This is a genomic window from Bradyrhizobium sp. Rc3b, from assembly GCF_900114915.1.
Classification (GTDB): domain Bacteria; phylum Pseudomonadota; class Alphaproteobacteria; order Rhizobiales; family Xanthobacteraceae; genus Bradyrhizobium.
The window spans coordinates 103,726-118,465 of record NZ_FOUS01000020.1; the positions used below are offsets into that span (position 1 = coordinate 103,726).

Below are 14,740 nucleotides of genomic sequence, written 5' to 3' on the forward strand. Positions count from 1 at the left end.
GATCTCAGTTCCGGTTGCTCACATTCCAGGCGATCGGCAGCGTGATCGTGAAGGTGCTGCCCGCGTCCAGTTCCGACGATACCGACATGGTGCCGCCGAGGCGACGCACAAGTGCACGCACATGCGCGAGACCAATGCCCTGGCCGGGCTTGTCCTGGGTTCCCGCACGGCGGAACAGGTCAAATATCCGCTGATGGTCCTTCGGATCGATGCCGCGGCCATTGTCGCTGATCTCGAAGATAGCGTAGCCGAGCTTGGTGCGCCCGCGGATTCTAATTTCGCCGGGCACCCCGCGCTTCAGGTACTTGATCGCATTGTCGATCAGATTGGAGAAGATCTGCTCGAGTGCGAGCCGGTCGCTGACGATGTCAGGCAGCGGCTCGAGGTGGATCTCGGCCTGCGCCTCGGCCGCCTGGTGTGCCAGCGTCGACACGATGGCCTCGATCAGCTCGCTGGTGTCGATCTTCACCGGCTGGAATTCGCGTCGGCCCTCGCGGGTGAGGTTGAGGATGGCCGAAATCAGCCGGTCCATCTTGGCGATCGACGTCTTGATGAAGCCGAGCGCCTCGGAAAAATCCTCCGAGAGCTGCTTGTCGGCGCCTTCGAGCACGATCTCGCCGGGCGCGCCTGGCGCCAGCGGCGGCCCGCCGGCGGGGACGTGGGTGAGGCTGCCGATGCGGCGGAAGACATCGCCGCTGAGCTCTTCGAGTTCGCTGGTGAAGCCCATGATGTTGACGAGCGGCGAGCGCAGATCGTGGCTGACGATATAGGCAAAGCGCTGGATCTCTGCGTTGGCTTCGCGCAGATCCGCAGTGCGCTCGTCGACGACGGACTCCAGATTGACGTTGGCATCGCGCAGGCGCGCTTCGGCCTCGTCACGAGCGCGGGCCGAGCGCCGCACCAGCCAGGTCGAGATCAGGGCCAGCAGCACGACGAGGCCGGAGCCGATGCCGGTCATCGATGCAGCCAGGGTCTGGCTCCGGTCGGAGTTGGCCGTTCGGACCCGGAACAGCCGCTCCTCCTCGCGGATCATCGCGTTGGCCAAATTGCTGATGGTAGTTGTGGTGTTGCCGGCCGCGGCCTCGCGGATCAGCGCCGTGGCCCTGTCCGGTTGGCCGTCCTTCACGAACTTCATTTCGCGCGAGAACTGGTCGAGTCGGGTCTCGATCGCCGCGCTCAGTTTTTCGATGCTGTCGCGTTGCGCCGGATTGTCGCCGATCTGGCGCGTGAGCTTGTCGAGTGCCGGAATGATCGCTGCGACGGCCTTCTCGTGGTCCGACTGGAAATCCGGTCCCTGCGTCAGCAGAAAGCCGCGGGCGCTGCTCTCGGCGCGGCGGATTTCAAGCAGTAGGGCGTTGATCTGGCTCTCAGCCTCGATCGTGTGAAGCACCCATGTGCTGTCTTCCCTCGCCTTGTTGACGAGATAGACCGAGCCGGCGCTGATCACGGTCAGAATCAGAAGACCCGCCGAAATCAGCAGGATCTGCCAAAATGCGCGCCGTCGATGGGCCTCGGCCGTCACGACGGCCTCGCTCTGTCACGTTCAGCGGAAGTCAAAACGCCCCCTTGGAACTGTCCCCGCGTCGAGAACGCGATGGGGGCCAAAGGGTTCCACGACGAAAGTGGATTTATCGCGGAGCGGGTTCCGTCTTGCCGGCCAGATATTGTTCCAGCCAGTGGATGTGATAATCGCCGTTGATGATGTCGTCTTCACGCACCAGCGCGCGGAACAGCGGCAGCGTGGTCTCGATGCCTTCCACGACCATCTCGTCCAGCGCCCGGCGCAGCCGCATCAGGCATTCGGCGCGGGTCTTGCCGTGCACGATCAGCTTGCCGACCAGGGAATCGTAATAGGGCGGGATCGTGTAGCCCTGGTAGACCGCGGAATCGATCCGGACCCCGAGTCCGCCGGGCGGATGGTATTGCAGTATGCGGCCGGGCGAGGGACGGAAGGTCTGGGGATTCTCGGCGTTGATGCGGCACTCGATCGCATGGCCGATGACCTGGACCTCTTCCTGCCTTGCCGGCAAGTCGCCGCCGGCGGCGATGCGGATCTGCTCCAGCACGAGGTCGATGTCGGTGATGCTCTCGGTGACGGGATGCTCGACCTGGATGCGGGTGTTCATCTCGATGAAGTAGAACTCGCCGTCCTCGAACAGGAACTCGATGGTGCCGACGCCGAGATATTTCATCTCGCGCATGGCTTTCGCACAGGTCTCGCCGATCTTGGCCCGCGCGGCGGCGGCAAGGACAGGCGAGGGGCCCTCTTCCCAGACCTTCTGGTGGCGGCGTTGCAGCGAACAGTCGCGTTCGCCGAGATGGATCGCGCCGCCGCGGCCGTCGCCGAGAATCTGGATCTCGATGTGACGCGGCTTCTGGAGGTATTTTTCCAGATAGACCGAGGCATCGCCGAAGGCCGATTTGGCCTCGTTGGCCGCCGTCGACAGCGCCACCTGCAGGTCGGCCTCGCTGTGCGCCACCTTCATGCCGCGGCCGCCGCCGCCGGCCGCCGCCTTCACCAGCACCGGAAAGCCGATCTTCCTGGCGATCGCCAGCGCGTCGTCATCGGGACCGACCGCGCCGTCGGAGCCGGGCACCACGGGGATGCCGAGCCGCCTGGCGGTCTTCTTCGCCTCGATCTTGTCGCCCATCAGGCGGATGTGCTCGGCCTTGGGGCCGATGAAATGCAGATTGTGCTCGGCCAGGATCTCCGCAAAGCGTGCATTCTCGGACAAGAAGCCGTAACCGGGATGCACGGCATCGGCGCCGGTGATCTCGCAGGCCGCGAGCAGCGCGGGCACGTTGAGATAGCTGTCCTTGGATGCCGGCGGTCCGATGCAGACGCTCTCGTCCGACAGGCGCACATGCATGGCATCGGCGTCGGCGGTGGAGTGCACGGCGACGGTCGCGATGCCGAGCTCCTTGCAGGCCCTGAGGATGCGAAGGGCGATCTCGCCGCGATTGGCTATGAGGATCTTGTCGAACATGGTGCCTCAGCGGGCAAACAGGAAGGTGCGAATGACGAGTGGCGAATAGCGAGCAGAGAACGGTGACACCATTCGCTATTCGCTATTCCCCATTCGCTTACTCAATAATCACCAGCGGCTCGCCGTACTCGACCGGCTGGCCGTCCTCGACCAGGATCTGCGTCACCGTGCCGGCGCGCGGCGAGGGGATCTGGTTCATGGTCTTCATGGCTTCGATGATCAGCAGGGTCTGTCCGACCGAGACCTTGCTGCCGACCTCGATGAACGGCTTGGCGCCGGGCTCCGGTGCCCAATAGGCGGTGCCGACCATCGGTGAGCTGACCGCGCCAGGATGCTTCGACAGGTCGGGTCCGGCGGCGACAGGCGCGGCGGAGGCGACCGGCAGGGCGGCGGGAGCGGCTGCCATCTGCATCGGCATGGTCGCAGCAACGCTGACGTTGCGGGCGACGCGCAGGCGCAGGCCCGCACGTTCGATCTCGATCTCGGTGAGACTGGTCTCATCGAGCAGCAAAGCGAGCTCGCGGACGAGCGCGGAATCCTCGCTGGAAAACTTTGCGGCTGCTTTGTCGTCTGGCTGGCGCGCCATGTTGTTTGATCCGAATGTTCTGTTTGATGAGGGGGCTTCAGGCTTTGGGCTTGATGGCAAGCTTGGCGGCAAGGCCCTGGATGGCGAGGCGGTAGCCCTCGATGCCGAAACCGCAGAGCGAGGCGAAAGCGGCGCGTGCGGTGTAGGAGTGGTGACGAAAGCTCTCGCGGGCGTGGATGTTGGTCACATGCACTTCGACCGTCGGGATCTGCACCGCGAGCAGCGCGTCGTGCAGCGCGATCGAGGTGTGCGAATAGCCGCCGGCATTGACGATGATGCCCTTCATCTTGCGCGCATGCGCCTCGTGGATGAAGTCGATCAGCTCGCCCTCGCGGTTGGACTGCCGGCAATCGGCCTTGAGGCCGAACGTTGCCGCGGTCTCCCGGCACAGTGCCTCGACGTCGGCCAGCGTGGCGTGGCCGTACTTCTCGGGCTCGCGCGTTCCCAACATGTTGAGGTTCGGCCCGTTCAGGACGAGGATCGTATCGGTTGCAGGTTCTGCCATTCCAATCCCGGGAAGAGGTGCTCGGCGTGGCGGGGTTATAGGTAACAAAGCGGCCTAGGGGAAGCCTTGAAGGGCCTGCCAGGGGCCTTCAAGTACCTCATCCCCGGTGCAAAAACCTGTGCGGAAGCTACGGAAATCGCTTGTTAACCAGTTCTAATCGTGGCTGCCGGAGGGAGGCTCGCAGGGGAGGGCGACGCATAGGCCAAAGGCCCCTGCCGATCTCTCGGCAAGGGCCCATTTGGGGATCAGCGAAGCAGCTTAGCCTTCGATGATGTAGACGATCTCGCGCGTCTGCGGACGGACGATCACGTACTGACCGCGGACGAAGATCACCTCATAGCCACGCCACTCCGGGTAGATCTCCACGATCCGGGGCGGAAGCGGATGGACTCGGACGGAGGCCGGGATCGCGGTGCCGACCGAGATGTTGAAGTTGACGTTCGTCGTCTCTTCGATCTTGGTCGACTTGATCGCCGTCGAGATTTCAGACCGCTTTTCGGCCGGCGGCGCGGAAGCCGTCGCGGAGGCGGTGCCGGTCGTGGTCTGGGACTTGTCGGTCGTAGCCGCATTGTTGGTCTTGGCAGCGCCGCCCGCCTTGTTGTCCTCAGCCTTCATGTCCTTGGCAGACTTGGCGGGGTCCGACTTTGTCGTCGAGTCCGAGCTCATGCTCTTCGACTTGTCCTGCTGGGACTTGTCCTGCGCACGTTCGTCGGTGCGCTGGCCCTTGGTGGCGCCGGCCTTGTCCTCGGCCGCGTTCTTGTTCATCGCGCCGCCCGGGGAGCGCTCGTCCTTCATCGCGCCGGATTTGTCTTCGGAAGCCCGATCGGACTTCATGGTGCCAGCGCCACCGGCCTGGCCGACGGTGCCCTTCTCATGGCTCATGGAATCGCGGCCGCTCGCGCCGCGCTCCGCGGCGCCGCCGGAAGGCTGCGAATGCTGCATCTGCGCGCCACCGGCGCCGCCGCCGCTGTCACGGCCCATGGTGTTCTGTGCGTTCGCCAGACCGGCGCCGGCGACGAGCGCGAGCGTGGCAACCGAAATCATAAAGCGGTTCAACATCGAATTCTCCTCACGTGTTTCTTTGCGTCATTGCCCGCGCCGACAACGAAAGGAGATTTGAGTTGTTCCGGAACTTCGCCTGTTCCGCGGCATTTGTTTGTTGAATGCCAGATGAATGATTTTGCACGAAGACGCCAACGTTCGGCGCAAGAAAAAGGCCGGCTTGTCAGCCGGCCTTTTCGGGTTTTCAGGATCGTAAAACGTATGATCAGCAGGTTGCCTTGCCGCAGCGGGCAATGCCGATCTTTTCCTTGAGGCTTTCGACGCCGACCGCGCCGATCACGATCTGCTTGCCGATGACATAGCTCGGCGTGCCGTTCATGCCCATCGCTTCCGCGAGCTTGAAGTTCTCCTCGATGGTGGCGCGCACCTCGGGGCTGGCGATGTCCTTCTCGATCTTTGCGGTGTCGAGGCCGGCTTCCTTGGCGGCTTGAAGCGCGCGCGCCTTGTCGGCCGCGCCGCGGCCGCCGAGCAGCTTCTGGTGGAAGTCGAGATATTTCTTGCCCGAGGGATCCTGCATGCGCACGGCGACCGCGACCTGCGCAGCCTCCACCGAGCCCTGGCTCAGCACCGGAAATTCCTTCAGCACCACCTTCAGCTTCGGATCGGCCTTCATGATGGTGAGCATGTCGTCCATCGCGCGCTTGCAGTAACCGCAATTGTAATCGAAGAACTCGACGAAGGTGACATCGCCGTCCTTGTTGCCGAGCACGACCTGGCGCGGCGAGTTGAAGATCGCGTCCGCATTCTGCGCGATGCTGGCCTCGTGCTTCTGCGTCTCGGCCGCGGCCTGCCGCTTGCTGAGCTCGGCCATCGCCTCCTCGAGCACCTCGGGATGGCTGATGAGATAGTTCTTGATGATCTTCTCGATCTCGGTGCGCTGGGTGTCGGAGAAACTGTCGGCCGACGCGGGCACGGCTGCGCCGAACAGGGCGAGCGCAAACAACGCGGGAGCAAGCAGGCGCAGCGAAGGCATAGGTAAATCCTCTTATCCAAAGCAGGTTTCGGAATACGTCCCGGCGGACTTAAGCTCGGTGTCGTGACGTCGTGGTATCGGGCGTCGTTCGAGTTACGTCAGTTGCGCGGCGGCTTCGCCGCCACGATGTCGTCGGCCTTGACCCATCCGGGTGTGCCGACGGCGAAACGGGTTTTCGCGCGCGTGGCGAGCTCGCGGGCGGTCTTGTTGTCGCCGCGCAGGTAAGCGGCTTGCGCCGAGGCGAGATCCGCTTCGGCATAGTCGCCCTTCCGGCCATAGGCCATCGCGAGCTGGGTATAGCCGAGCACCGCTTCCGGTTCTCGCGCCACCGCGGCGCGGAGAATCCGAACGGCGTCGTCGGTGTAGGCCTTATTATCGGTTCCAACCAGAGCTTGCCCAAGTAACATCTCGATGAGGGGCGCGTTGTTGGAAAGCTGTGCGGCCTTGCGCAGCGGAGCGACCGCATCGGCCGGCTTGCCGCTCTCCAACAGGGCCTGGCCGCGCACCTCGTAAAAGTACGGGTTGTTGGGCTGCACCTGGATCAGCGCGTCGATCTGGGCCAGCGCGCTGCGCAGATCGCCGTGCAGATAGGTGCTGATGGCGCGGGCATAGCGCGCCGGCATGCTGTCGTTGGTCTGGGGATAGCGTCGGTACACCGTCTCGGGCCGCTCCATGAACGCGGAGATCTTGGCGCGCACCATGTCGTGGCGGAGCTGGAGCGCGGGATCGTCCTTCTTGTTCCAGTAGGGGCTGGAGCTGGCGAATTCCTGAAGCGCGGCGACGCGCTCGGCCGGCATTGGATGCGACTGGAGATAGGGATCGGCGCCGCGCGCGGCGAACAGGCTCTCACCGGTGAAGCGCTTGAAGGTCTCGTACATGCCCTTCGGCGATTGCTGGGTCGCGGTCAGGAATTTCACGCCGGCGCGGTCGGCGTTCTCCTCCTGCTGGCGCTGGTAGGACAGCAGCGTCCGGCGGATCACCTCCTGCGGAGCGGAGATCGCGGCGGCGCCGGCATTGGCGAGCCCGTTGTTGCCTGCGCTGCTGCGCTGGGTGCTGCCCGCGGCGATCGCGCCGGCGCCGAGCAGCATCGCAATGATCATCTGGGTCTGGGCGGCGGCGAGCTGCTCGCGCAGCTTGGACAGATGGCCACCGGCCAGATGCCCGGTCTCGTGCGCGAGCACGCCGATGATCTGGTTCGGCGTTTCCGATTGAAGGATCGCGCCGTAATTGACGAAGATGCGGCGGCCGTCGGCGACGAACGCGTTGAACGAGCTGTCGTTCAGGATCACCATCTGGATGTTCTGCTTCTCCAGACCCGCGGCGCGCAGGATCGGGCGCGTATATTCGCGCAGCAGCTGCTCGGTCTCGGTGTCGCGCAGGACAGGCGGCCCCTTTTGCTGCGCCCGCGCCGCCGGGAGCGGCAGCAGCGCGATCGCCGCAGCCGTGACGAGGGCGGTGAGGGCGGAGGCCTTCTTGCGCAATGAGATCTGAAGCAACATCAAACGGTCTGGAGAGCAGTTTCGTGTTTGGTTTTGGCGATTGGCGGCGGACCGGATACGCGATATGCCCTTATGAGCCTCACCCCTTATGAGCCGTACAATGCGGCCAGTCTGGGGCGCAAGCGCCCCGTTTCCCGGACCGGAGGCACCGGCCCGCCAGCGAATAGCAGAAATCGATGCACGATGCGACATTGAGGAACCGGTTGGGGCAGTGGCTCGAGCCCTCCCGCCGCAGTGATGTTCCCCCGTTCATGGTGATGGACGTCATGGCCGCGGCAGCCCGAATCGAGGCCGCCGGCGGCCATGTCATCCATATGGAGGTCGGCCAGCCCGCGGCCGGGGCGCCCAGCACCGCGATTGCGGCCGCCCACGCGGCGCTCGAGGCCGGGCGGATCGATTATACCTCCGCACTCGGTCTTCCCGGTCTGCGCGAGCGCATCGCGCGCCATTATCGCGATGCCTATGGCTGCGACGTCAGCCCTGACAGGATCGTCGTGACCACCGGCTCCTCCGGCGGGTTCATCCTGGCCTTCCTGTCGATGTTCGAGCCCGGCGACCGCGTCGCGGTGACGGTGCCGGGCTATCCGCCTTATCGCCATATCCTCACCGCGCTCGGTTGCGAGCCGGTGCTGATCGAGACCACGAACGAGACGCGCCATGCGCTCACCGGCGAGGCGTTGCTCGCGGCGCATCTCAAGATGCCGTTGAAGGGCGTGCTGGTCGGCAGCCCCGCCAATCCGACGGGGACGATGATGTCCCGCGAAGCGCTCGCCGGCTTGATGGCGGCCGCCGAAGACGCAGGCATCCGCTTCATCTCGGACGAGATTTATCACGGGCTCGATTATGCGTTTCCGGCGGTCACCGCGGCCGCGCTCTCCAAGCACGCACTCGTGATCAACTCGTTCTCGAAATATTTCTGTATGACCGGCTGGCGTGTTGGCTGGATGGTCGTGCCCGAAATTCTGGTGCGGCCGATCGAGCGGCTGCAGCAGAACCTATCGATCTCGGTGCAGTCGCTGTCACAGATCGCGGCAGAGGCCGCCTTCGACGGCGCAGCCGAGATGGAGACGATCAAGCACGGCTATCAGGAAAACCGGCGAATTCTGATCGAGGGATTGCCGAAAGCCGGCCTGAGCAAGTTCTTGCCGGCCGATGGTGCATTTTATCTCTATGCCGACGTCTCGGACTTCACCTCCGACAGTTTCGAGTTCGCCAAGCAGATGCTGGAGCAGGCACGCGTCGCGGCCACGCCCGGCGTCGATTTCGATCCCGTTCACGGCCGATCGTTCATTCGCTTTTCTTATGCACGCTCGCCCGGGGAGATGCGCGAGGCGGTTGACCGGATCGCTCACTGGCTTAAATAGCCGCCAGTTTTCGACCACCACCGGAGTTCAACTTGTCTGACCGATCTGTCTCGACCGCTGCTGCGCCACATTCTTCTCTCGCCGCATTGATGTGGCCGACCCGGCCGGGCGAAACCGTCGGCGCGATGCGTGCCGTCGTGCTGGTTGCGCTCGGCACCGCTTTGATGGCGCTATCAGCCAAGGTCAGCCTGCCGCTGCCCTATGTCCCGATGACATTACAGACGCTGGTCGTGCTGATGATCGGCGCGGCCTACGGCTGGCGTCTTGGCAGCGCAACCATGATCGCCTACCTCGCCGAGGGCGCGCTTGGCGTGCCGGTATTCGCCGGACCGGTGGGTGGGATTGCACCGCTGGTTGGCCCGACCGCGGGCTATCTGTTCGGCTTCGTCGCTGCCGCTTTCGTGACCGGCTGGCTCGCCGAGCGCGGCTGGGATCGCAGCGTGGCGCTGCTGTTTGCAGCGATGGCGGTTGGCCATATCGTCATTCTGGCCGCCGGGTTCGGCTGGCTGGCGTTCGGCCTCGGGCTGGGCGTTGGAAAAGCCTGGCAGGTCGGAATCGTGCCGTTCATTGCAGCTTCGCTGGTCAAGAATGCGCTTGGCGCGACGTTGATGCCGGCGGCGCGCAGGCTGATCGAGCGTCGCCGGTAAAGCGCGCAAAGAGTTCGCGGTTCCAATTGACAGGGCCGGCCAAGTTGATCTTGGCTGGCCCAGCGTTTTGAGGGGGAGTGAAACAATGACGACGACAACGATGGCGGAGGCGCCGATCGCGCCGCCCGCAGCAAAGCCGTGGTACAAGGTTCTCTACGTCCAGGTGCTGATCGCCATCGTGCTCGGCGCCATCGTCGGCTGGCTGTGGCCACAATTCGCAACCAACGAATGGATCAAGGCGCTCGGTGACGGTTTCATCAAGCTGATCAAGATGGTGATCGCCCCGATCATCTTCTGCACCGTGGTCTCCGGCATTGCCCACATCCAGGACGCCAAGAAGGTCGGCCGCATCGGCGTCAAGGCGCTGGTCTATTTCGAGGTCGTCTCGACCTTCGCCCTGGTGATCGGCCTCGTCGTCGGCAATCTCGTCAAGCCGGGCGCAGGCTTTGGCAATGCTGCGGCGAGCGAGGCGGCCGTTGCGAACTACGCCAAGCAGGCCGCCGGCCAGAAGTCCGTCGACTTCGTGCTGCACATCATTCCGGACACCGTGGTCGGCGCCTTCGCGCAAGGCGAGATCCTGCAGGTGCTGCTGTTCTCGGTGCTGTTCGGCTTCGCCATCATGAGCTTAGGTGAGCGCGGCCACACCATCCGCAGCTTCATCGACGATGCCGCGCATGCGGTGTTCGGCGTCATCTCGATCGTGATGCGCGCGGCACCGATCGGTGCGTTCGGTGCGATGGCCTACACCATCGGCAAGTTCGGGACCGGTGCGATCCTCAACCTGATCGGTCTGATCGCGACCTTCTATGCCACCGCGGCGCTGTTCGTGTTCGTCGTGCTCGGCATCATCGCGCGCCTGGCCGGCTTCTCGATCTTCAAGTTCCTGGCCTATATCAAGGACGAGTTGCTGATCGTGCTCGGCACCTCCTCCTCGGAGAGCGCGCTACCGTCCATGATGGAGAAGCTGGAGCGGCTCGGCTGCTCCAAGTCGGTGGTCGGTCTGGTAGTGCCCACGGGCTACTCGTTCAACCTCGACGGCACCAACATCTACATGACGCTGGCGACGCTGTTCATCGCGCAGGCGCTCGGCGTCGATCTCAGCTTCAGCCAGCAGCTCACCATCCTGGTCGTGGCGATGCTGACCTCGAAGGGCGCCTCCGGCATCACCGGCGCGGGCTTCATCACGCTGGCGGCGACGCTGGCCGTGGTCGATCCGCGCCTCGTGCCGGGCATGGCGATCGTGCTCGGCATCGACAAGTTCATGAGCGAGTGCCGCGCGCTGACCAATCTGTGCGGCAACGGCGTCGCCTGCGTGATCGTCGCCTGGTGGGAGGGTGAGCTCGACCGCGACAAGCTCAACGCCAACCTCTCCAAGCAGATCGATCCGACCGACATGGAGACGGCGATCACGACGGACTGATCTGGACCTGACGGCGCGAGCTGCGCTGTCAGACCTTGAAGTCATAGGGCTGGTCGAGATGCTCGATCAGCCCTTTTTCTTTCGGCTAGAACCGCTCCGGCCGGTACGGCATCGGATCGATCGCAGGCGTCTCGCCGCTCATCATCTCGGCGAGCAGGCGCCCGGTCGCGGGTCCGAGGGTAAAGCCCTGGTGGCCGTGGCCGAAATTCATCCAGAGCCCGAGATGCTGCGGAGCTTGCCCGAGCACCGGCAGCATGTCGGGCGTGCAGGGGCGGGTGCCGAACCACGGATCCGGCTCGACGCGCTTGCCGAGGTCGATCAGCTCGCGCGCGGATGCTTCGGCGCTGGCGAGCTGCACGGGCGTCGCGAGCGCATCCGGGCTCGTCAGCTCGGCTCCGGTGGTGATGCGAATGCCCTTGGCCATCGGCCCCATGGCATAACCGCCGGCCTTGTCGATCAGCGGCAGGTCGAGCGAAGCGCCGCCGCTGTAATGCATGTGGTAGCCGCGCTTGCGCACCAGGGGAATGCGATAGCCGAATTTGTGGAGGAGATCGGGCGACCACGGCCCGAGGGTCACGACGGCGTTGGCGGCGTCGAGACGCCCCTGGTCCGTATCGACCGACCAGCCGGTCGCGGTCTGCCGCAGCGACTGCGCATCGCCGAGCACAATGGCGCCGCCGCGGCGCTCGAACAGCTCGGCATAGGCCGTGACCAGCGCGCCGGGATCGGACACGGTCCAGGTGTCGAGCCAATGGATCGCGCCGGGAAGATCGTCGCGCAGGACCGGCTCGACCCTGGCAAGCTCGCTGCCGGAGAGCACGCGAAAATTCACGCCGAACTCGCGGCGGTCTTCCTCCGCCGTCTTGATCGCCAGATCGAATGAAGCGGCATCGCGATGCAGCATGCGATAGCCGGCGCGGCGGATGAGATTGTCGGCATGGGCTTCGCGAATGAGGATGTCGTGCTCGCTCGTCGCGTAGGCGATCAGCCGCGCCCATGCATCGACGGCCTCGCGATGGCGCTTCGGGGCCGAATGCCACCAGTAGCGGAGCAGGGGCTCGATATGGAGATGAAGCGACGACAGGCTGTAGCGCACATCGTTGGTGCGGCCGGTCGCGATCTTCAGCAGCGTCGCAAGGTCGCGCGGCATCGGATAGGGGCGGACCGCTTCGGCCTGGATCATCCCGGCGTTGCCGTAGCTGGTCTCGCGGCCCGGCTCCCTGCGGTCGACGAGCCTGACGGCCCAGCCGCGCTGCTGGAGGTGCAGCGCCGCGCTCACGCCGATCATGCCGCCGCCGAGAACAATTGCGCTTTGCATTGGAACTGACCTCGCCAAATCAAAAAACGCCCGGCTTGACCCGGGCGTTTTCTCTTGAGTGTTCGGCTTTATTCACCGCCGCCGAAGCGGCGCGACCACCAGCCGGCGCGGCGTGGCGCCGCCGGTGTTTCGCTTGCAGGTTCCGGCACGGGTTCAGCTGCCGGCGGGGCGGCCGGCTCAGGCGCCTGCGCAACCGGGGCTGCGGGCTCGATTGGGCTGCTCGACAGGAAGCTCACCTTTTCCCGGACCGTGGAGCGGCGCCGCGCGGTCTTGTCGTCGGCGGGCTCTTCCTCCGCGGCAACCGGCTGAGGCTGGGCCGGCACCGCCTCGGTCTGCACCTCGGCGCGCTGCTCAGGCTGCGAGACCTCAGGCTCAGCGGTGTGTTCGGCCTGGGCAATCGAGGGCGCAGCCTCGCCGCCGAAGCCGTCGAAATCGGCGACTGCGTCGGACGCTTCCGACGGCGCATTTGCCGCGAGCTCGTCGCTGATGGAGCCGGCGAGACCGTCCTCGCCGCCACCACGCCGACGGCGTCCGCCGCGGCGACCACGCCGGCGGCGACGGTCACCGCTGCCCTGCTGCTCGCCGCGGGCCGCCTGTTCCTCACCTTCTTCGCCATCCTGCTCGGACTCGGCATCCTCTTCGCCTTCGCCGGCCGCAACGGCCGCCTCGGGGAGGGCGGCAGGGCTATCCTCACGCAACTCGCCGTCGCGCTGGCCACCGCGGCCGCGCCGGCGACGGCGGCGCTTGCGGCGCTGGCCGTCCTGCTCGGAAGCTGCCTCGCCCGCAGCCTGCTCCTCGGTGAGACCTTCGGTCTCCTCGGTTTCGACCTCGGATTCGAGTTCGGAATCGAATTCCTCGTCGTCATAGGCGTCTTCAACGATCGGCGGCGGGCTTGCTGCCGCCTGCGCCGCCAGCAGCGCCTTGGCGGCTTCCAGCGTATGGACTTGCTCGCCGCGGTCGATGAGATAGGCCTGCGGCCCGCTGACGCTTGCGTCGGCGATGACCGACAGCGTCACCTTGAAGCCGTTCTCGAGATCGCGCAGATGGCCGCGCTTGTGGTTCAGCACATACAGCGCGACGTCGGTGCGGGTGCGGACCACGAGATTGTGGGTCGCGCCCTTCATCAGGATCTCTTCGAGGCCGCGCAGCAGCTGCAGCGCCACCGAGGACACCGAGCGGACATGGCCGGTGCCGCCGCAATGCGGGCACGGATCGGTCGAGCTCTCGAGCACGCTGGCGCGGATGCGCTGGCGCGACATCTCGAGCAGGCCGAAATGCGAGATGCGGCCGACCTGGATGCGCGCGCGGTCCTGCCGCAGGCAATCGGACAGCTTGCGCTCGACCGCACGGTTGTTGCGCTTCTCGTCCATGTCGATGAAGTCGATGACGATCAGGCCGGCGAGGTCGCGCAGGCGAAGCTGGCGGGCGACCTCTTCGGCCGCCTCCAGATTGGTCTTGAGCGCGGTGTCCTCAATATGGTGCTCGCGGGTCGATCGTCCCGAGTTGACGTCGATCGAGACCAGCGCCTCGGTCTGGTTGATCACGATGTAGCCGCCGGAGCGCAGCTGCACGGTCGGCGAGAACATCGCGTCGAGCTGGCTCTCGACGCCCATGCGCGAGAATAGCGGCTGGCCGTCGCGATACTGCTTCACCGCACTGACATTGGCGGGCATCAGCATCTTCATGAAGTCGCGGGCTTCGCGGTAACCGGCTTCACCGGCAACCGAGATCTCGTCGATCTCCTTGTTGTAAAGGTCGCGCAGCGAGCGCTTGATCAGCGAGCCTTCCTCGTAGACGAGGGTCGGGGCCTGCGACTTCAGCGTCAGGTCGCGCACCGTCTCCCACATCCGGATCAGGTATTCGAAGTCGCGCTTGATCTCGGGCTTGGTGCGGGCGGCGCCGGCGGTGCGCAGGATGATGCCCATGCCCTCGGGCACGTCGAGATCCTGCACCACTTCCTTCAGGCGCGAGCGGTCCTGAGCGCTGGTGATCTTGCGGCTGATGCCGCCACCGCGTGCGGTGTTCGGCATCAACACGGCATAGCGGCCGGCGAGCGAGAGGTAGGTGGTCAGCGCCGCGCCCTTGTTGCCGCGCTCTTCCTTGACGACCTGCACCAGCATCACCTGGCGGCGCTTGATGACTTCCTGGATCTTGTACTGGCGGCGCGGGCGGAAGGTGCGCTCCGGCACTTCCTCCAGCACGTCGTCGCCGCCGACGGATTCGACGACTTCCTCTTCGGCTTCCTCGCCGTCTTCGTCCTCGTCCTCGTCGTCTTCGCCGGTTGTTTCCGCAGCCTCGGCATGCGGCGCCTCGGCGCTCTCGACCGCAGCATACACGGCATCGGCAGGTTCAGCGGCGGAGGTCACGGCCTCAGCCAGA

Annotated in this window: 12 protein-coding genes; 3 read left to right on the forward strand and 9 right to left on the reverse strand. The window is 65.2% G+C overall.

The features are described from left to right. Positions 1-4 precede the first annotated feature (4 nt). The 7 genes from BM190_RS34835 to BM190_RS34865 all read right to left on the reverse strand — a co-directional run bounded on the left by BM190_RS34835 (position 5) and on the right by BM190_RS34865 (position 7,612). Positions 5-1,522, reverse strand: coding sequence for a sensor histidine kinase (locus tag BM190_RS34835; RefSeq protein WP_092262042.1), 1,518 nt, complete (start codon positions 1,520-1,522; stop codon positions 5-7). Positions 1,523-1,628: 106 nt separating this feature from the next. Next, a complete protein-coding gene (gene accC / locus BM190_RS34840; protein WP_092262043.1) occupies positions 1,629-2,987 on the reverse strand; it encodes an acetyl-CoA carboxylase biotin carboxylase subunit in 1,359 nt (452 codons plus the stop codon). Between the two features lie 97 nt (positions 2,988-3,084). Further along, positions 3,085-3,573: an acetyl-CoA carboxylase biotin carboxyl carrier protein gene (gene accB / locus BM190_RS34845; RefSeq protein WP_018323003.1), complete on the reverse strand. Its 489-nt coding sequence runs from the start codon at positions 3,571-3,573 to the stop codon at positions 3,085-3,087. Between the two features lie 37 nt (positions 3,574-3,610). After that, complete coding sequence (aroQ, locus tag BM190_RS34850; protein WP_092262044.1) at positions 3,611-4,078, reverse strand: type II 3-dehydroquinate dehydratase; 468 nt, start codon at positions 4,076-4,078, stop codon at positions 3,611-3,613. A gap of 258 nt (positions 4,079-4,336) precedes the next feature. Continuing rightward, positions 4,337-5,137 carry a DUF1236 domain-containing protein gene (locus BM190_RS34855; protein ID WP_092262045.1) on the reverse strand — a complete coding sequence of 267 codons (801 nt, stop codon included), beginning with the start codon at positions 5,135-5,137 and terminating at the stop codon, positions 4,337-4,339. A gap of 208 nt (positions 5,138-5,345) precedes the next feature. Beyond that, on the reverse strand, positions 5,346-6,113 hold the full coding sequence (locus BM190_RS34860; protein WP_092262046.1) for a DsbA family protein: 768 nt from the start codon (positions 6,111-6,113) through the stop codon (positions 5,346-5,348). Between the two features lie 98 nt (positions 6,114-6,211). Then, positions 6,212-7,612 (reverse strand): M48 family metalloprotease, encoded by a 1,401-nt coding sequence (locus tag BM190_RS34865; RefSeq protein ID WP_092262047.1) that lies wholly within the window; start codon positions 7,610-7,612, stop codon positions 6,212-6,214. Between the two features lie 176 nt (positions 7,613-7,788). On the opposite strand from BM190_RS34865, the gene BM190_RS34870 reads away from it, so the two are divergent. From BM190_RS34870 to BM190_RS34880, 3 genes are all read left to right on the forward strand, one after another. Next, positions 7,789-8,976: a pyridoxal phosphate-dependent aminotransferase gene (locus tag BM190_RS34870; protein WP_092262048.1), complete on the forward strand. Its 1,188-nt coding sequence runs from the start codon at positions 7,789-7,791 to the stop codon at positions 8,974-8,976. A gap of 89 nt (positions 8,977-9,065) precedes the next feature. After that, positions 9,066-9,623 (forward strand): biotin transporter BioY, encoded by a 558-nt coding sequence (locus BM190_RS34875; protein ID WP_092262049.1) that lies wholly within the window; start codon positions 9,066-9,068, stop codon positions 9,621-9,623. An 85-nt stretch (positions 9,624-9,708) separates the two neighbouring features. Then, the gene (locus tag BM190_RS34880; RefSeq protein ID WP_018323010.1) at positions 9,709-11,043 is read left to right on the forward strand and encodes a dicarboxylate/amino acid:cation symporter; all 1,335 of its coding nucleotides are present in this window, start codon (positions 9,709-9,711) and stop codon (positions 11,041-11,043) included. Positions 11,044-11,128: 85 nt separating this feature from the next. On the opposite strand, the gene BM190_RS34885 is transcribed toward BM190_RS34880, so the two are convergent. Then, complete coding sequence (locus tag BM190_RS34885) at positions 11,129-12,361, reverse strand: NAD(P)/FAD-dependent oxidoreductase (protein ID WP_092262050.1); 1,233 nt, start codon at positions 12,359-12,361, stop codon at positions 11,129-11,131. Between the two features lie 68 nt (positions 12,362-12,429). Next, entirely contained in the window at positions 12,430-14,727 is a 2,298-nt protein-coding gene (locus BM190_RS34890; protein ID WP_283806137.1) for an Rne/Rng family ribonuclease, read from the reverse strand. Positions 14,728-14,740: the final 13 nt, after the last annotated feature.